The sequence below is a fragment of the Streptomyces marispadix genome (assembly GCF_022524345.1).
Taxonomy (GTDB): domain Bacteria; phylum Actinomycetota; class Actinomycetes; order Streptomycetales; family Streptomycetaceae; genus Streptomyces; species Streptomyces marispadix.
The window spans coordinates 6,523,474-6,540,751 of record NZ_JAKWJU010000002.1 but is presented as its reverse complement, the minus strand read 5'-3'; the positions used below and the strand labels follow the sequence as shown (position 1 = coordinate 6,540,751).

General features: G+C 71.6%; 15 protein-coding genes and 1 pseudogene. 2 read left to right on the top strand and 14 right to left on the bottom strand.

Translation table 11 applies throughout. The annotated features are described in order from the left end of the window. Positions 1-13: 13 nt before the first annotated feature. From MMA15_RS27195 to MMA15_RS27180, 4 genes are all read right to left on the bottom strand, one after another. Positions 14-271 (bottom strand): acyl carrier protein, encoded by a 258-nt coding sequence (locus MMA15_RS27195; RefSeq protein ID WP_241062807.1) that lies wholly within the window; start codon positions 269-271, stop codon positions 14-16. Beyond that, positions 268-1,347, bottom strand: a complete 1,080-nt coding sequence (locus tag MMA15_RS27190) for a 3-oxoacyl-[acyl-carrier-protein] synthase III C-terminal domain-containing protein (protein ID WP_241062806.1) — start codon at positions 1,345-1,347, stop codon at positions 268-270. Before MMA15_RS27190 ends, MMA15_RS27195 begins: the two co-directional genes overlap by 4 nt. Positions 1,348-1,926: 579 nt before the next feature. Continuing rightward, positions 1,927-2,133, bottom strand: coding sequence for an MbtH family protein (locus MMA15_RS27185; protein ID WP_277400599.1), 207 nt, complete (start codon positions 2,131-2,133; stop codon positions 1,927-1,929). A 291-nt stretch (positions 2,134-2,424) separates the two neighbouring features. Continuing rightward, positions 2,425-3,792 (bottom strand): C39 family peptidase, encoded by a 1,368-nt coding sequence (locus MMA15_RS27180; RefSeq protein ID WP_241062805.1) that lies wholly within the window; start codon positions 3,790-3,792, stop codon positions 2,425-2,427. Positions 3,793-4,239: 447 nt separating this feature from the next. Here MMA15_RS27180 and MMA15_RS27175 point away from each other — a divergent pair, with 447 nt between their 5' ends. Then, positions 4,240-4,824, top strand: coding sequence for a uridine kinase family protein (locus MMA15_RS27175; RefSeq protein WP_241063526.1), 585 nt, complete (start codon positions 4,240-4,242; stop codon positions 4,822-4,824). Between the two features lie 510 nt (positions 4,825-5,334). Then, complete coding sequence (locus MMA15_RS27170; RefSeq protein WP_241063524.1) at positions 5,335-7,440, top strand: AAA family ATPase; 2,106 nt, start codon at positions 5,335-5,337, stop codon at positions 7,438-7,440. A gap of 205 nt (positions 7,441-7,645) precedes the next feature. Here the strand turns inward: MMA15_RS27170 and MMA15_RS27165 are convergent. From MMA15_RS27165 to ribD, 10 genes and pseudogenes are all read right to left on the bottom strand, one after another. Then, a pseudogene (locus MMA15_RS27165) lies at positions 7,646-8,701 on the bottom strand (hemolysin family protein); the annotation flags it as partial. Then, positions 8,698-10,137 (bottom strand): hemolysin family protein, encoded by a 1,440-nt coding sequence (locus MMA15_RS27160; RefSeq protein WP_241062804.1) that lies wholly within the window; start codon positions 10,135-10,137, stop codon positions 8,698-8,700. The pseudogene MMA15_RS27165 and the gene MMA15_RS27160, both read right to left, overlap by 4 nt. 372 nt (positions 10,138-10,509) lie before the next feature. Then, positions 10,510-10,956: a PH domain-containing protein gene (locus MMA15_RS27155; protein WP_241062803.1), complete on the bottom strand. Its 447-nt coding sequence runs from the start codon at positions 10,954-10,956 to the stop codon at positions 10,510-10,512. Between the two features lie 29 nt (positions 10,957-10,985). Next, on the bottom strand, positions 10,986-11,834 hold the full coding sequence (gene hisG, locus MMA15_RS27150) for an ATP phosphoribosyltransferase (protein WP_241062802.1): 849 nt from the start codon (positions 11,832-11,834) through the stop codon (positions 10,986-10,988). Positions 11,835-12,030: 196 nt separating this feature from the next. Continuing rightward, entirely contained in the window at positions 12,031-12,303 is a 273-nt protein-coding gene (locus tag MMA15_RS27145; RefSeq protein WP_241062801.1) for a phosphoribosyl-ATP diphosphatase, read from the bottom strand. A 13-nt stretch (positions 12,304-12,316) separates the two neighbouring features. Then, positions 12,317-12,844, bottom strand: coding sequence for a 6,7-dimethyl-8-ribityllumazine synthase (ribH, locus tag MMA15_RS27140; protein WP_241062800.1), 528 nt, complete (start codon positions 12,842-12,844; stop codon positions 12,317-12,319). Between the two features lie 145 nt (positions 12,845-12,989). After that, entirely contained in the window at positions 12,990-14,501 is a 1,512-nt protein-coding gene (ribA, locus tag MMA15_RS27135) for a GTP cyclohydrolase II (RefSeq protein ID WP_241062799.1), read from the bottom strand. 74 nt (positions 14,502-14,575) lie between these two features. Next, on the bottom strand, positions 14,576-15,250 hold the full coding sequence (locus tag MMA15_RS27130) for a nicotinamide mononucleotide transporter family protein (RefSeq protein WP_241062798.1): 675 nt from the start codon (positions 15,248-15,250) through the stop codon (positions 14,576-14,578). After that, positions 15,247-15,846 (bottom strand): riboflavin synthase, encoded by a 600-nt coding sequence (locus MMA15_RS27125; protein WP_241062797.1) that lies wholly within the window; start codon positions 15,844-15,846, stop codon positions 15,247-15,249. The genes MMA15_RS27130 and MMA15_RS27125 overlap by 4 nt, the downstream gene beginning before the upstream one ends. Beyond that, positions 15,847-17,070, bottom strand: coding sequence for a bifunctional diaminohydroxyphosphoribosylaminopyrimidine deaminase/5-amino-6-(5-phosphoribosylamino)uracil reductase RibD (ribD, locus tag MMA15_RS27120; protein WP_241063522.1), 1,224 nt, complete (start codon positions 17,068-17,070; stop codon positions 15,847-15,849). Positions 17,071-17,278: the final 208 nt, after the last annotated feature.

Here is a 17,278-nt window from a genome sequence, read left to right as displayed (position 1 = left end):
GATGTCGTGGGGTTCACGGGGTCTCGGTGTATTCGGGCGCCCCGGTCTTGCTCAGCACGAAGCGGGTGATGCGATCGGCCGTGCGGAAGCTCTCCAGGTCGAGGTCCTCGACCTCGACGGTCAGGGAGAAGCGGCTCTCCACGAAGGTCACCAGTTCCAGCGCGAACAGCGAGTCGACGAGGCCGAGCGCGAAGTAGTCGTCGTCCGGCCCGACTTGCTGCCGCAGCGCGGCGGAGAGGAAGTCGGTGATCTCCCGGGTGATGTCGTTCACTGTGCGTGCGCTCCCGTCTCGGCGTGGGTCCCGATGCCGACGAGCAGCACGCTCCAGGCCGCCACCGGGCTCACGTTGATCAGCACGGCGTGGTCCCCCTCGGACAGCTCGCCTCGTTCGATGGCCGTGTAGAGGTTGAGGAACACGTCGTTGGGGCCCAGGTGTCCCAGGCGCCGCAGGTTGTCGCGGCAGACCTCCATGAGCCGGATGCCCAGGGACTCCTCGGTGAAGGTGAAGCCCGCCGCCGACAGGTTCTGGCTGACGTAGCCGCGTACGTCTCCCGGCTTGAGGCCGTTGCGCTCCAGCAGCCCCTCCAGCAGGCCCGACAGCCTGCTGCGGCTCTCCATCGCCAGCCGGAAGGAGTAGGTGGTGGTGTCGCGGCACGCCTCCCGCCACTCGCCGGTGGGGCGGTCCCGGTACTCGACGTGGAAGAGGTCCCAGTGCTCGCCGTTGGTCTCCTGGACGATGTCCAGCAGCCTCACGGGGACGGGCGCGGAAGAGGTGCCCATGCTCCCGGCGCCCGCGTCCCTGGGAACCGCGGCATCCGGACCGCCGTGCCGCCCGGGTGCGCAGGCGGACAGCAGCAGTGCCTGGCCGCCGTCGCCGTTCACCGTCACGGGGTGGCGGTAGCGTCCCGGGCCGGCCGGTTTGCTTCCGTGTACGACGAGCACGTCGCCCAAGTCCCGGTCGGCGCACAGCAGTCCGCGTGCCGCGAGCAACGCGGGAGTGATCGAGACGCAGCCCAGGCCGCCCACCGAGAACGTGACCGCCCGCTCGGCGCCCAGCAGATGCTGCAAGCGGGTCGCCTCCGAGCTGAGCAGTGTCTCCGGGGCGCGCGGCTCCACGACGATCAGCCCGCCCAGGTCGCGTGCGGGGAGCCCGGCGCGCTCTAGCGCCTCACGTGCCGCGAGTTCGCCGAGTGCCGCCGGGTTCAGGGAGTCGTCGGCCCTTACGGACTCGATGCCCAGCGCGAGACAGGTGCGCCGCTCGCTCTCACCGAGAGACGCCAGCTCGGGCAGTTCGGGCACGTCCAGCGAGGACTCGGGAACATGCCAGGCGGCACTCCGAACTGCCACCGGAAATACGCCGCTTCCCCCGGCTTGAGACGTCACGCGTCCTCCCCGTTTTTCTGGTCGCTCGGGATGCTACAGCGCCGACCTTCACCGGGAGAAGAGATGAATTCGAAAAGCAGGCTCTTCGTGAAGGGGTCGTGAAAGGTGGCCCATTCAACGGTTCGTCGATTTACCCCGTATCGGCGATGACGCTGGAGTGGGTGTCTCTGGGCGATTTTTCAGCGGAGTGGCCCGAGTATGGACGCTCTGCCCGGATTAAGGACGGGCAAGCCTGGCGGAATCCAATGTTCCGGGCTTGGAGACGGCGGACGGGCGGTCCGTGGCGACCGGTCGCGCCGCCTTCTTTGGTGGAGACCACTCACGGCGGCGCGAGGGGCGGGCGGTGACGCGGCGGTCCGACGGCCCGGCAGACCGGCAGGCGCATGGGCGGACACGGAAATGCCTGGGCCGCTCCCCCGCCCGATGCGGGAAACGCCCAGGCAGTGACGGCGATACCAGCCGGATGAACCCGCCGTACGGACGTCGGGCACGCCCCCGGCCGCTCGGGCGCTTCGCCCGGCGGCCCCGTCAGGTGCGGCTCGTTCAGCGGCCCTCGTTCACCAGGTGCGCGGGCCGCATGTCCGTCCAGTTCTCCTCGACGTAATCCAGGCAGGCCTGGCGGCTGTCCTCACCGAAGGCGATCGTCCAGCCCTCGGGCACATCGGCGAACGAAGGCCACAGGGAATTCTGCCGTTCGTCGTTGACGAGCACATAGAACAAGCCGTTCTCGTCGTCGAATGGATTGGTCATCAGGTCCCTTTCCCCGGTTTCTCAGGCCGCGAGCCGTTCCCCCGCCTTCCGGCGACGCATACTCCCCCAGCGCCGACCGCCCCGCAAGTATTGCGCTCACGAAAAGGGGTTCACAGAACTGCCCACACCGAAGGCCGGGCAAGACCGGGCGCGTGGAATAGGGAATGCGATCCGGGTACGGCAGTGCGCTCACCCCCGGCCGGGCCGTGCCCCGTCCACGAAGTCCATGGACGGGGCACAACCGCCGTGACCGCACCTGCCCGCCGCCGCCGAAGGCGGCAGGGCATCCGCTCAGTCGACGCCCAGGGTGCGCAGCACCCGGCGCTGTGCGTCCGAGACGTCCCTCGGGAAGTACAGGTAACACACGCCGCCCGTACCGGACTTGACCTTGCCGTCCTCGTCCTTGCGCTTGGTGCGCAGCCAGATGTTCTCCCACTGGCGGCGCTTGTAGACGTGGCGTACCGCGTCGTTGTCCTTCGAGGCGGGGTCGTTGGCGATGACGTCACCGTCCTCGGTGAAGCCGATGACGGTCATCAGATGCCCGGCCGTGCCGTAACCCGCGCCGTCCAGCTCGGACTCGATGAACGACTGCGAGGTGATGACGGGGATGCCCGCCGCCACCAGCCGCTCCACGTCGGTCAGGCTGCCGAGCCGGGTGACGACCGACTCCATGTCGCGGTAGGTGGCCGCATAGGCGGCGTTGAACGGCCAGTTGCCGCACCCCTCGTACTGGTAGTCGAAGGTGTAGCGGGCGGCGTGGCAGACCTGCGGGTCGGCGAAGTCGGGGTCGACCCACTCCAGGTCCTCCTTCGTCGGCTTACGGCCCCAGTACTCCAGGATCATCTGCGACGAGGTGGGGCTGCACCACGCCTCTCCTCCGCCGTCGTACTCGGGGTACTGCCCCTTGTGGACTTCCTGGGAGTAGCGCGGCACCTTCAGCTCGACGCCGCGGCCCGGACCGGGCTTCGACGCCGGGACCTCGAAGCGGTCGGGAACGTCCGAGGCCATCGCGCTCAGCCGCCACACGGCGGGCTCGGCGCCGCTCGCCAGCGCCCGGTGGAGTGTCAGACGCACCTGGTACGCGGTCAGCCGCAGGCCGCTGTCGAGCTTGTCGATGGCGAGGGTGTCGGTCCACACGCTGGACTTGCCGTCGCTCTGGTCGTCGACGGAGGTGCGCCGCGGCACGTCCTTGCCGTCGCCGGCGGTCCATACGCCCATCGTGTACCAGGGCGATTTCTTGCCGTCGGAGTAGCGGCCCTGGAGTTCGACGCGCAGCCAGGTGCCCTTGGGGGTGTGTGCGTTCCACGAGGTGATGATCTCGCCCGCGGCGACGCCCGCGGGCTGCACCGGCGAGGTCCACGTGGCGTACTCCCAGGTGGCGCTCTCGCCTGTGTGCGGGTCCTTGTAGCGCGTGGTGCCCTGCGGAGTGCCGAAGACGACGGCGGGACGGGCCCCTCCGGTGACGCGTGTGCCCTCGGCCTCGCCCGACGCCCAGTCACGACGGGAGTTCCAGCTGTGCAGCGAGACCTTCGACTTCGCGCTTCCCGCACCGGACCTGGCGGCGCGCTCCGCGGCGGACGCGGGCGAGGCTGCCGCCATGGCCGCCGTGGCGACGGCGGCGGCCAGTACGGTACGGCGCGTGGCGGGTCTGTCGTTCATGGCCATAGATCCCATAGATCCCTCAACCTCGGTTCCCATGCGGCAGGTACGCGTCAGGGTGCCACTATCCCCGCTACGGCGCCCGGTCGGCCAGGAGTCCGGCTTCGACGCACACACCAATATTGGCGTGGACCACTGACATCGCAGGGGGGCGGGCGCCGGGCGGGGGAACCGTAGGCTGGTCCGGTGTCCAGGCCCCGCCGCTCGACCGGTCCCTCCGGTTCCCCACGTCCTTCCACGGCCGTGGGGAGTTCGAGCGATTCCGGTTCTGGGCAAGGGAGTTCCGGCGCGGGCGGGTGCGGGGCCGGAGGTTCCCCGAGTCGCGCTTCCCGGGCCTCCGGAACCTCCCGCAGCCCCGTGGTCCCCGACCCCTCGTCAGTCCCGCACGCGTCGCCGTCCCCTGCCGGCGAAGGCGGAGCATCCGACGGGCTCGCCGGTCCCGGCGCCCTGGACGGTCTCGCCGCGACACTGCGCGCCCTGCCCCCGTCGTGCGGCCCCGTGCGGCTGATCGCCGTCGACGGCCACGCGGGCTCGGGCAAGACCACGTTCGCCGCACGGCTCTCCGGCACCCTCGGCGGCGCCCCCGTACTGCACCTTGACGATCTCGCCAGCCACGAGACCTTCTTCGGCTGGGTTCCCCGGCTCACCGAGCAGGTCCTGCGCCCCCTCTCGCAGGGGCGCACCGCCCGCTACACGCCCTACGACTGGCACCGTGCCCGCTTCCCCCCGGAACCGGAGTCGGCGGCGTCGCTGCCGCCCGCGCCCGTCGTACTCGTGGAGGGGGTCGGGGCGGGCAGGCGGGCGCTGCGTCCGCATCTGGCCTGTCTGCTGTGGATGGACATGGCCGCCGAGGACTCCTGGCACCGCGGGCGGCTGCGGGACGGGCCCGTACTCGCCGAATTCTGGGACACCTGGACGCACGCCGAGATGACGCATTTCGCGGAGGACTCCTCGTATTCATTCGCGAATTTCGTGGTGCGTCGGGGAGAGCTGGGATACGAGGTGCGCAAGGGGCCCGCGGGAGGCCGCTGACAGTCCCAACTCCTCACGCTCGGTGACCCGTTGGGGATCTTTGAAGTTCCTTCTCGTGGCCGTCCGCCGGGGCCGCTTGACCCGGGGACCTCACAGGAATTACTTTTCCAACAGGCGGTCTGTACAGGTCGCCCGCAGACGCGAAGCCCCCGGTTGTTCCCCCGTGATCGGGGGCTTCGTTCTGCCCGCGTCCCCGTCTCCAAGATCCCCTTGCGGTGTCGTTCACCGTATGTGACCGTGCGCGGACCGGGCCGACGTCGCCCTCGCGGCACCTTCCGCACCCCGTGCACCACCGTTCGCCCGCGACGACCTCGCAGGTACGATGCGTAGGGGCGCGGGTCATCGGGCAAACCAGGGTCAACGAGCCTCAATTCCCGCCCGGAGTACGGACGTTCGTCGTCCCGCTGCCTCATCCGGCTGCCCGGCGCCGGGGCTCCGGGGCGCAGGGTCCCCGGGGACTGAGCGGGCGGGCCGTCGGCGGATGACGGGGGACGTTTCGTGGGGGACGTGATGGATTACGGCAGGCAGGGCGGCCCGCATCTGCACACACCTGCCGACCTCGCCTGGCTGCGCGGCGTAGACGCCTACACGGTCGGCCAGTACGCCCAGGCCGAGGAGGAGTTCCACGCGGCCGTGCGGCTCGACCCCGGAATGGCCGACGGCTGGCTGGGCCTGCACGCGCTGCGCGCGGACACGGCGACGGCCCTGCTGCGCATGTACCACAACCGCCAGCGCTTCGGCGAGCAGCGCGCACGCCACGACCGCAACCTCAACTCCTGGTACTGGCTGGGCTGGTGGGTGCAGCCGGTGCTGGAGAGCGAACGCGATCTGCTGCTGGCGCACGCGTCGCACTGGCTCGACGGGCGCCATGTGGCGGAGCTGGACAGGGCGCTGGCGGACTGCCCGCCGGTGGAGACCGATCCGCAGGTACGGTTCCTGCACGCGTGCCGCGCGTATCTCGCCAAGGACTGGGAGCGCCTCGTGGCGCACACCGAACCCCTCGTCGACGACGCCCTGCTGGGCATAGAGGCAGGGCTGTTCGCGGGGATGGCACGAGTGCGGCTGGAGATGTACGGGCAGGCGGAGCCGCTGCTGGCGGCGGCGCTGATGCGCTGCCGCAGCGAGCAGCCGCAGCGCAAGGAGCTGCGCTACTGGCTCGCCCGCGCCCGCGAGGGCACGGGGCGCAGCGCGGCGGCCCTGCCGCTGTACCGCGCGGTGCACCGCATCGACCCGGCGTTCATGGACACGGCCGCGAGGCTGACCACCATCGCCGACGGCGACGGCCTGGGCGACAACGGCGACCTGGCCACGGCCATCTCCCTCGCCGGCAGCGACACGGGGGCGGGCGCCGGTGGGCGCAGGGCTCAGGACGGGCTGGACGGCCTGGACGGTTCCGCTTCGTACGAGGGCGGCATGGACGCCGCCGATCAGTCCGCGGGGGACTCCCCCGGCGCCGGTCCGGGGCCGGGCGCGGGCTCCGGCACGGCCCCCTCGGCGTCCTCCGGCATCGACGGCCTCGACGCCTTCGGCGGTCCCGATGTGATGCCCGACCCGGCCGAGGGCGCCGACCCCGACGTCGATCCCGGCGCCGACGCGCTGCGCCTTGAGGACTCGGGCGATCCTGCGGAGCCGGTGCGGGTCGACTCCGACGCCGTGCGGGACCGCATGGTGCCGCACACGGGCAGCTCCGGCGCCGACCGTGTGCTGACGGGTCCGTCCGATCCCGTACTGCTCGCTCAGGCCCTCGACGAGCTGGAGCGGATGGTGGGTCTGGAGCCGGTCAAGCGGCAGGTGCGTGCGCTGTCGGCGCAGCTCCACATGGCGCGGCTGCGTGCGGCGCAGGGCCTGCCGGTTCAGCCCCCGAAGCGGCACTTCGTCTTCTCAGGGCCTTCCGGTACGGGCAAGACGACCGTGGCTCGCATACTCGGCCGGGCGTTCTACGCGCTGGGCCTGCTGGGCGGCGACCATCTCGTGGAGGCCCAACGGGCCGATCTCGTAGGAGAGTTCCTCGGCCAGACGGCGGTGAAGGCCAATGAGCTGATCGACTCGGCACTCGGCGGTGTGCTCTTCGTGGACGAGGCGTACGCGCTGTCCAACTCCGGCTACAGCAAGGGCGATGCGTACGGCGACGAGGCACTTCAGGTGCTGCTGAAGCGCGCGGAGGACAACCGGGACCAGCTCGTGGTGATCCTCGCCGGCTACCGGGAGGGCATGGACCGCCTCCTGGCCGCCAACCCCGGCCTCTCCTCGCGCTTCACCACCCGTGTCGACTTCCCCAGCTACCGGCCGCTGGAGCTGACCGCGATCGGCGAGGTGCTCGCGGCGGAGAACGGCGACAAGTGGGACGAGGAGGCGCTGGAGGAGATGCGCAGCATCAGCGGCCACGTCGTCGACCAGGGCTGGGTCGACGAGCTGGGCAACGGCCGCTTCCTGCGCACCCTTTACGAGAAGAGCTGCGCCTACCGCGATCTGCGTCTCTCCGGCTATCCGGGCACCCCCACGCGGGACGACCTCGCCACGCTCCGGCTTCCCGACCTCATGCAGGCGTACGGTGAGGTGCTCTCCGGACGGGGTCCGGACGGTCCGCGCCTCGATCCGCCGCCTCCGCTGTCCTGACGGGCTGCTCGGGTTCGTCCGGCTCGTGCGGCTGACGCGGCCCGCCGTCCCGCGCCGAGCGTCCGCCCGACTCCCCTTCTCTCACTGCCTGTTCACCGGCTGCCTGTTCACGGCCTGTCTGTTCGTCGGCTGTCTGTTCGTCGGCTGTCTGTTCGTCCGCCGCGCCTGGTGCCGCCGGTACGGGCGAGCCGCCGCTGCGCTGCCTCGGCGGGGCGCCCGCCGACTCGTGTGCCGGGTCGTGGACTTCGCCGACGAGCATCTCCAGTACGTCCTCGAGTGCCGCGAGGCCCAGCACCCGTCCCGAGGCGTCCGCGACGGCGGCGAGATGCGAGGCGGCGCCGCGCATCGCCGCGAGCGCGTCGTCCAGGGGCAGTTCGGCACGCAGCGTCGTCATGGAGCGCCAGAGGTGCTGCGGTACGGCGCTGTCGCGGGCGTCGGCGTCGTCGCTGAGGTCGAGTATGTCCTTCACATGGAGATAGCCCATGAACGCGCCGTCGGACGCACGGATGGGGAAGCGCGAGTAGCCGGTGCTGACGGTCAGCTCCTCGACCTGCCGGGGTGTGACGCCGGGCCCCACGGTCACCAGCGATCCGGGCGCCAGCAGCACGTCCGTCAGGGGGCGGGTGCCGAGTTCGAGCGCGTCGGAGAGGCGTTCGTGCTCCTCGTGGTCCAGCAGCCCCGCCTGCCGGGAGTCGGCGAGGAGGCCGGTGAGCTGTTCGCTGGTGAAGGCCGCCTCGACCTCGTCCTTGGGTTCCACGTGGAAGAGCCGCAGTACGAGCTTGGAGCAGCTTCCGAGCGCCGCCGTCACCGGGCGGCACAGCCGGGCGAAGGCCACCAGGGCGGGGCTGAGCCACAGGGCGGTGCGTTCCGGCGCCGCCATCGCCAGGTTCTTCGGCACCATCTCGCCGATGACGAGGTGGGCGGCGACGACGACGGCGAGCGCCACCACGTAGCCGACGGGGTGGATCAGCGCCTCCGGCAGCCGCACCACGTCGAACAGCGGCTCCAGCAGCCTGGCGATGGTCGGTTCGGCCACGGCGCCCAGCGTCAGCGAGCACACGGTGATGCCGAACTGCGCCGCAGCCATCATCTGCGGCAGGCTCTCCAGCCCGTCCAGGACCCGGCGGGCGCGTGCCGATCCGGCCGCGGCCAGCGGTTCGATCTGGCTGCGGCGCACGGAGACGAGGGCGAACTCGGCGCCGACGAAGAAGCCGTTGGCGAGCACGAGAAGGGCGGCGAACAGCAGTTGGAGGGCGCTCACCGCGGACTCCTCTCCGCCGGCACGGTCTCCAACCGCCCGGACTGTGCGGCGAGTTCGACGCCCGGTCCGGCCGCGGGGCTCGTCTGCGGCGGCAGCGCGGCGCGTGCGCTCTCCCCCGTACGTACGATGCGGACGCGTTCGGCGCGGTGGTGGTCGACCAGACGCACCCGCAGCTGCCAGCCCGGCTCGCCGGGGCCGCCGGGCAGATGCGCGGTGTCGCCGGGTGCGGGAATGCGTCCGAGGCGGTCGGCGACCAGGCCGGCGACCGTCTCGTAGGGGCCGTCCGGGGCGTGGAGGCCGATGCGGCGCAGCAGGTCGACGCGGCAGCCGCCGTCGGCGTCCCAGGCGGGGCGGCCTTCGGAGTCGGGGGCCGCGGGGGCGAGCACGGGCACGTCGTCGCCGTCGTGCTCGTCGCGTACCTCGCCGACGAGTTCCTCGACGATGTCCTCCAGGGTGACCACGCCCGCGGTGCCGCCGTACTCGTCGACGACGACGGCGATGGGCGCCTCCCTGCGCAGCCGCTCCAGCAGCGGCTGGACGGGCAGCGTCTCCGGTACGAGCAGCGCGGGCGCGGTGATGTCGTCCACGGGGGTACGCAGTCGCTCATGGGCGGGAACGGCGAGGGCGTCCTTCAGGTGGGCGGTACCGATGATCTCGTCGAGCCGTTCACGGCAGACGGGGAAGCGTGAAAGCCCGGTCGCGCGGGTGAGGTTGACGACGTCCTCCGCGGTGGCGCCGGACTGTAGCGCGCTGACCCGCACCCGCGGTGTCATCACGTGCTGCGCGGTCAGTCCCGCGAGGGACAGGGTCCGTACGAAGAGGTCCGCGGTGTCCTCCTCGATGGCCCCGGCACGCGCGGAGTGCCGGGCGAGGGAGACGAGTTCGGCGGGTGTGCGGGCCGAGGCCAGCTCCTCGGCGGGCTGCACGCCGAAGGCGCGGACGATGCGGTTGGCGAGGGCGTTGAGCAGCCCGATGACGGGCCGGAACGCGCCGGAGAAGAGCCGCTGCGGGCCCGCGACGAAGCGGGCGACGGCCAGCGGCCGTGACACCGCCCAGTTCTTGGGCACCAGTTCGCCGACGACCATCTGCACGGCGGAGGCCACGAACATCCCGACGGTGACGGCCGTACCGGGCACGGCGCCCTCGGGCAGGCCGGTCGACGTCAAGGGCCCGCTCAGCAGCCGGGCCAGGGCGGGTTCGCAGAGCATGCCGACGACGAGGGAGGTGAGGGTGATGCCGAGCTGTGTGCCGGAGAGCTGGAAGGAGAGTTCGCGCAGGGCCGCGGTGACGGCGCGGGCGCGGCGGTCGCCTTCGGCGGCGGCCCGTTCCGCCTCGGGGCGTTCGACGGTGACGAGGCCGAACTCGGCGGCGACGAAGAAGCCGTTGGCGAGGACCAGTACGAACGCGGCGGAGAGGAGCAGGAGCGAAAGGGTCATGCTGTGTCTCCCCAGTGGCCGGGGGACACAGCGCAGGTACTACAGGACGATCCGTCCATCTCTGACGGGGGTCACTCCTCGGGTCGGTTGCGGATTGCGTTGTGGCGGGTTGCCGATCGGGGTCGCGGACGGGAGGCGGCGGGATGCGCCGTTCCGACCAGAGTAAACACGTCCGTGCGGCGTACGGCAGAGGCAGCCGGCGGACGAGTCCATTCCGCACGGGCCTGCTCAGCGGGCTGTGACGGCCCGGTGCCGGGGCGTGTCCGCGCACCGGGCGGCGGGCCGCGCGGAGTTCGTGAGCGAGCCACCGCTGCGGGCCGGTGTGGCGCGGCACCGTTCAATGCGTGTGCGGGGGGCGTCAGCGTCAGCGCATCAGCGCACCGTCTCCCCCGTGCCGTACCGCTCCGCCAGCGCACGAAGCGCCGTCGCGTCGGCGACGGCCCGCTCCTTGGCGATCCCCGGCTGAATTCCCATGGCGGGCAGGCTCGTTCCGTCGGCGAGGTCGAGGCTGACCCAGGGGTCGCCCTGGCGGAGGTTGACGCACACCACCTCCGCCCATTCGAGGCGGCGGCGGGTCGTCAGGTTGACCACGGTGACTCCGCTTTCGTCGGCGGTCACATGCGGACGCGACAGCAGCAGAAGTACGCCGAGGAAGAGCAGGCCCGTCACCACGAACGCCGCCCGCTGCCCCGCGCCCGTCACCGGCAGGATCAGCCCGATGAGCGTGAGCACGGCGAACACCGCGACGCCGACGGTGATGAGGACCGCGCGGGTGCGGGCCGGGCGGAACGTGACGGGCACGTCGGGCGGTGGGGTCATGGGGACGCTCCTCGCGGTGGCACTGCCGATCACAGTCGGCAGGCGTGGATGCCGGTGGTGAGGATGGCGCGGGCGCCCAGTTCGTAGAGGTCGTCCATGATGCGCTGCGCCTCCTTCGTACGGACCATGGAGCGTACGGCGACCCAGCCCTGGTCGTGCAGCGGCGACACGGTGGGCGACTCCAGACCGGGAGTGAGGGCGACGGCCTGCTCCAGGTGCTCGGCGCGGATGTCGTAGTCCATCATCACGTAGCGGCGGGCTACGAGGACGCCCTGCATGCGGCGGAGGAACTGGCGGACCTTGGGGTCGTCGTCCGGGGCGTCGGTGCCGCGCACCACGACGGCCTCGGAGTGCAGGATCGGCTCGCTGACGATCTCAAGTCCCGCGTTGCGCAGGGTGCTTCCGGTCTCCACGACGTCGGCGACGACTTCGGCCACGCCGAGCTGGACGGCCGTCTCCACGGCGCCGTCCAGGTGGACCACGGAGGCGTCCACGCCGTGTTCCGCGAGGTGCCTGCTGACGATGCCGGAGAAGGACGTGGCGACGGTCATGCCGCCGAAGTCGCGTACGTCGGTGGCGGTGCCGGGGCGTGTGGCGTAGCGGAACGTGGAGCCGGCGAAGCCGAGTTGGAGGATCTCCTCGGCCTGTGCGCCGGAGTCCAGCAGCAGGTCCCGTCCGGTGATGCCGATGTCGAGCTTGCCGGAACCGACGTAGACCGCGATGTCACGGGGCCGCAGGAAGAAGAACTCGACGTCGTTCTCGGTGTCGGTCAGAACCAGTTCACGGCGGTCCTTGCGCTGCTTGTATCCGGCCTCATGGAGCATCTCCGCCGCAGGCTCGGAGAGAGAACCCTTGTTGGGGACGGCGATGCGCAGCATGGTGCGGTCTTCCTTTGCGTGGGTGTGCGGTTCGGGCTCAAGAGGCGTGCGGGGCCTGGAAGACGACTTGGAGAAGGGCTTCGAGGCGGGGGCGTGAGCAGTGAGGTGAGAGGGCGGTCCACGGCTTGACTCACGGGCACGGAGCCACTGTGCAGGATCACTGGGCAGTGTCACCGGGCGGGGTCACCGGGCGGGGTCACAGATGAGCGTATACGTCTTCCAGGGAGACTCCGCGGGCGATCATCATGACCTGAAGGTGGTAGAGGAGCTGCGAGATCTCCTCGGCAGTGCGCTCGTCCCCCTCGTACTCGGCGGCCATCCACACCTCGGCGGCCTCCTCGACGATCTTCTTGCCGATGGAGTGCACGCCCTGCGCGGCCAGTTCCGCCGTGCGCGAGGTGATGGGGTCGCCTGTGGCGGCCTTTTGCTGGAGCTCGGCGAAGAGCTCCTCGAATGTCTTGTTCGCCATGGTGTTCCCAACTCTACGTGGCGGTCCGGGGCCCCACACGCGCGGGTCGTGCCGCTCGGACGGCCACCGTGCGCAGCGCGGCGGCGGTCGCGACGGCGGCCGTCAGCGCCTCGTGGCCCTTGTCCTCCACGGAGTCCGCAAGCCCGGCACGGTCGAGGGCCTGCTGCTCGTCGTCGCAGGTGAGCACGCCGAAGCCGATGGGGACGCCGGTCTCGACGCCGACTTGCGTCAGGCCCTGGGTGACGCCCTGGCACACGTAGTCGAAGTGCGGCGTACCGCCGCGGATGACCACGCCGAGTGCGACGACCGCGTCGTAGCCGGAGCGCGCGAGGACCCCGGCGGCCACGGGCAGTTCGAAGCTGCCGGGGACGCGCAGCAGGGTCGGCTCGCCGGTGCCCAGCTCCTGTGCGGCGCGCATGGCGCCTGCTACGAGCCCGTCCATGACGGGCCGGTGCCACTGTGCGGCGACCACCGCCACTCGCAGATCGCCGCAGTTCTCGACGTCCTCGACGGACACTTCGGGGGCGCCCTTGCCGCTCACGTTGCTCGCTCCTCGTTCCGGTTCGCTGTCGTGCCGTTTTTCGCACCGTGTGTGCTGTCTGTGCTGCTTGTTCTGTTCATTCTGTTCGTGCCGGTAGTTGTGCGCGTGGGCCGCACGTCGTCGCGGCGGCGGGACGCGCCCGGTGTCACTGGCTTCCGCACGGCGAGGTCTCCCGGGCCTCCAGCGACGGGAGTTCGTGGCCCATGCGGTCCCGCTTGGTGCGCAGATAGCGCAGGTTGTGCTCGCCCGCCACCACGGGCATCGCCACGCGCTCCTCGACCCGCAGCCCGTGGCGGACCATCGCCTCGGACTTCTCCGGGTTGTTGGTCATCAGCCGCAGGGAGCGTACGCCCAGGTCGGCGAGGATGCGCGCGGCGGCCTCGTAGTCGCGGGCGTCGGCGGGCAGGCCCAGTTCGAGGTTGGCGTCGAGGGTGTCGCGGCCGCGCTCTTGCAGCTCGTACGCGCGCAGCTTGGACAGCAGCCCGATGCCGCGGCCCTCGTGCCCGCGCAGATACACCACCACGCCGCGCCCCTCGGACTGCACCCGCTCCAGGGCGGCGTCGAGCTGTGTGCCGCAGTCGCAGCGCAGCGATCCGAAGACGTCGCCGGTGAGGCACTCGGAGTGCACACGTACCAGCACGTCCTCGCCTTCGCCCGCCGTGACGTCGCCTGCGACCAGGGCGATGTGTTCGACGCCGTCGGCCGTCGAGCGGTAGCCGTAGGCGCGGAACTCGCCGTGGCGCGTGGGCAGTCGCGTGACGGCCTCACGTCGTACGACCGGACCGGCGGACTGCTCGGCAGCGTGCGCGACAGGCTGTGCGCCGGGAAGGGCGCCGGGAAGGGCGCCGGACTCGGCGGACTGCCCCTCAGACCGCACGGGGGCCGGTTCCCCGGGACGGGCCTCGCCCTGGCGTTCGGGGCGTGCCCTGCGGTAGGCGACGAGATCCTCGATGGAGATCACCGCGAGGCCGTGCTTGCGGGCGAACGGCAGCAGTTCGGGCAGCCGCAGCATCGTGCCGTCCTCGGCTGCGATCTCGACGATGGCGGCGGCGGGCCGCAGTCCGGCCAGCCGCGCCAGGTCGACCCCGGCCTCGGTGTGCCCTGCGCGGGTCAGGACGCCGCCCGGCTTGGCACGCAGCGGGAAGACGTGTCCGGGCCGTACGAAGTCCGGCGGCGCCGTCTCCGGGTCGGCCAGCAGCCGGATGGTGGCGGCGCGGTCGGCGGCGGAGATGCCGGTGGTGATCCCATGGCGGGCGGCGCCGTCGACGGAGACGGTGAAGGCCGTCCCCATGGCCTCGGAGTTGTGCTCGACCATCTGCGGCAGGTCGAGCCGGTCGAGGTCGGCGGCCTCCATGGGCGTGCAGATCAGTCCCCGGCACTCGCTCATCATGAAGGCGACGATCTCGGGGGTGATCCGCTCGGCGGCGACGATCAGGTCGCCCTCGTTCTCCCGGTTCTCGTCGTCGACGACGACGACGGGACGGCCGAGGGCCACGTCGGCTATGGCGCGCTCGACGGTGTCGAGGGTGAAGTCGTCGGGGCTGCGCTCCAGTTCGGAGCCGCGTCGCGGTTCGTAGTCGCCGGGCGCCGGGACGGACCCGGTGACCGGAGCGGCCGTAGTGGCTGCGGCCGTAGCGGCTGGGGTGGCTGCGCTCATCGCTGCGCCTCCTCGGTGCGGCCCCTGGGGGCCGGTCGTGCCGGGCAGCGGCCCGGCGGCACTGCCGGGCCCGTTCATGGTCGTGCTCCTTCGACGGCGGAGTCCGGTCGAGCGGACACCGCTGGTGCGGCGGTACGGGTCCTCAGCCACCAACTGCGCATGCCCCACAGCACGAGACCGAGGTAGACGACATACACCAGGCCGGAGAACGCGAGCCCGCTGCTGAAGGCCAGCGGTACGCCGACGACGTCGACCAGCAGCCACGCGAACCAGAACTCCACGAGTCCGCGTGCCTGAGCCGTCATCGCGGCGAGCGTGCCGACGAAGATGTACGCGTCCGGCCAGGGGTTCCACGACAGCTTCGGCACGAGCGTGAAGAGCCCGCCGACGGCGAGGGTCCCCAGTGCGGTGCCCGTCAGCAGCACGGCGCGCTCCCGCATGGTCGCGAAGCGGACCGTGATCGCGCCGTCCTCGGCGGTGCGGTTGCCGCGGCGCCACTGCCACCAGCCCCACAGCGCGACAGCGATGACCAGGAGCTGCTTGCCGACTCCGCCCGCCAGTTGGGCCGAGTAGTAGGCGCAGACGAGGACGACCCCGGCCAGCACCTGCACGGGCCAGGTGAGTACGGAGCGGCGCCAGCCCAGCGCGAGAGCGGCCAGGCCGATGACGTTGCCGAGGAGGTCGGAGTAGATGACGTGCTGGCCGAAGGCCGTGAACGCCTCGTCGTCGAGCAGGGCGATGACGCTCACCGGACCGCTTCCCTGCCGTCGTGCGTCAGCAGCCGCTCCACGTACTTGGCGAGGACGTCGACCTCCAGATTGACCGGGTCGCCGGCGTTTTTGACACCGAGGGTGGTCAGCTCCAGCGTGGTGGGGATCAGGCTGACGGTGAAGTGGGCGTCGCCCGCCTCGACGACGGTGAGGCTGACACCGTCGACCGTGATGGACCCCTTCTCGACGATGTACTTGGCCAGCCCCGGGGGCAGTTGGACGCGTACCGTGCCGTCCGCGGTCCGCTCGGCGATGGTGCCCGTGCCGTCGACATGGCCCTGTACGAGGTGGCCGTCGAGCCTGCCGCCCAGCGCCATCGGGCGTTCGAGATTGACCCGGGAGCCGACGGTGAGTGCGCCGAGGCTGGAGCGTGCGAGCGTCTCGCCGATGACGTCCGCGGTGAACTCGCCGTCCGACGACTCGACGACGGTGAGGCAGACGCCGTTGACGGCGATGGAGTCGCCGTGCCGCACTCCCTCGGTGACGCGGGGGCCGCGCAGCCGGAGGCGTGCCGCGCCCGGCAGTTCCTCCACTGCGACGACCTCGCCCAGCTCTTCGACGATTCCGGTGAACACTCAGGACTCCTCGGTGACAGCGGTGTTGGCTGCTTTGGCGGTACTCGTGGTGATGGCGTGGGGCCCGGGGGCGGACGCAGAGGCAGATCTGACCGCGGTGGCGCCTCCCGCCGTGACCTCGGCGGCGGTGGTCGCGGCTGCTGCTCCGGTCGCCCCGGCCCGTACGGACTCCGCGGGCACCGCAGTGATGCGCAAGTCCGGTCCGAGCCGGGCGGTTTCGGTCACCTTCAGCCGCAACGCCTGCGTGATCGCGGCGATTCCGGCGTCCCCGAGCGCGGCGGGCCCGGCGCCCAGCAGTACGGGTGCGATGTAGCCGATGACCTCGTCGACGGCTCCCGCACGCACGAACGCGCCTGCCAGCGTCGGGCCGCCCTCCAGCAGCACGGAACGGACCTCCCGCGCGTAAAGCTCCTCCAGCAGCGCGGTCAGATCCACGCCCGGCCCGCCGCCCGCGGCGCGCGGCAGCCTCAACAGCTCCGCAGCGCCTTCGAGTTCGTGTGCCCCGGCGTCCTCGGCGACGGCCACGAGCGTGGGTGCGGCGCCGTCCAGTACGCGTGCTCCGGGCCGTACCACCGCGGCCTCGGTGTCGATCACCACGCGCAGCGGCTGCACCGCGCCGGGCACGCCTCGCACGGCGAGATGCGGCCGGTCGGCTCGTGCTGTGCCGGAGCCGACGAGCACCGCGTCGGTACGGGCCCGCAGCCGGTGCACGTCGGCACGTGCCTCCTCGGAGGTGATCCAGCGGCTGGAGCCGTCGGCCGCCGCGACGCGCCCGTCGAGTGTGGCGGCGTACTTCCATACGACGTAGGGGCGCCCGAGCCGCACCGATGTCAGCCATGCGGCGTTGCCCGCGGCGGCCTCGTCTGCCAGCAGCCCCCGCACGACGTCGATTCCGGCCTCGGCCAGCCGCCGTGCGCCGCCGGGTGCCGAAGGGTCGGCGACGGCGTAGACGACCCGGGCGATGCCCGCTTCGATGAGCGCCTTCGAGCACGGTCCCGTACGGCCGGTCCGGTCGCAGGGTTCGAGGGTGACGACGGCGGTGCCGCCGCGTGCGTCGTCGCCCGCCTCGGCGAGTGCGTGGATCTCCGCGTGCGGTCCGCCGGCGCGCTGGTGCCAGCCCTCGCCCACGGGATAGCCCTCGGAGTTGAGTACGACACAGCCCACGACGGGGTTCGGGCTGGTGGATCCGAGGCCACGGGCGGCGAGTTCGACGGCGCGCCGCATGGCGGCCCGTTCGGCCGGTTCGGCGGAAGGGGCTGACACTGCGGCTGCGTCGGTGGCCACCGGGTCTCTCCTGCCTCTTCGGGCACGGACTCCGGGGCGCTTCGGGATGCCTGCGGACCGTCGAGCCGGGGCACCGCGGGACGGAAGGAGGCGTCTGCCGTGCGTAGCACGACGACGCCCGCCGACTCGGCGGTGTACCGGTCACGGT

Coding starts and splice junctions, on each gene's coding strand:
- hisG (WP_241062802.1), bottom strand. CDS start 11,834: ATGCTGCGCATCGCCGTCCCCAACAAGGGTTCTCTCTCCGAGCCTGCG.
- MMA15_RS27170 (WP_241063524.1), top strand. CDS start 5,335: ATGGATTACGGCAGGCAGGGCGGCCCGCATCTGCACACACCTGCCGAC.
- ribA (WP_241062799.1), bottom strand. CDS start 14,501: ATGAGCGCAGCCACCCCAGCCGCTACGGCCGCAGCCACTACGGCCGCT.
- MMA15_RS27180 (WP_241062805.1), bottom strand. CDS start 3,792: ATGAACGACAGACCCGCCACGCGCCGTACCGTACTGGCCGCCGCCGTC.
- MMA15_RS27185 (WP_277400599.1), bottom strand. CDS start 2,133: ATGACCAATCCATTCGACGACGAGAACGGCTTGTTCTATGTGCTCGTC.
- MMA15_RS27145 (WP_241062801.1), bottom strand. CDS start 12,303: ATGGCGAACAAGACATTCGAGGAGCTCTTCGCCGAGCTCCAGCAAAAG.
- ribD (WP_241063522.1), bottom strand. CDS start 17,070: ATGCGGCGCGCCGTCGAACTCGCCGCCCGTGGCCTCGGATCCACCAGC.
- MMA15_RS27160 (WP_241062804.1), bottom strand. CDS start 10,137: ATGACCCTTTCGCTCCTGCTCCTCTCCGCCGCGTTCGTACTGGTCCTC.
- MMA15_RS27155 (WP_241062803.1), bottom strand. CDS start 10,956: ATGACCCCACCGCCCGACGTGCCCGTCACGTTCCGCCCGGCCCGCACC.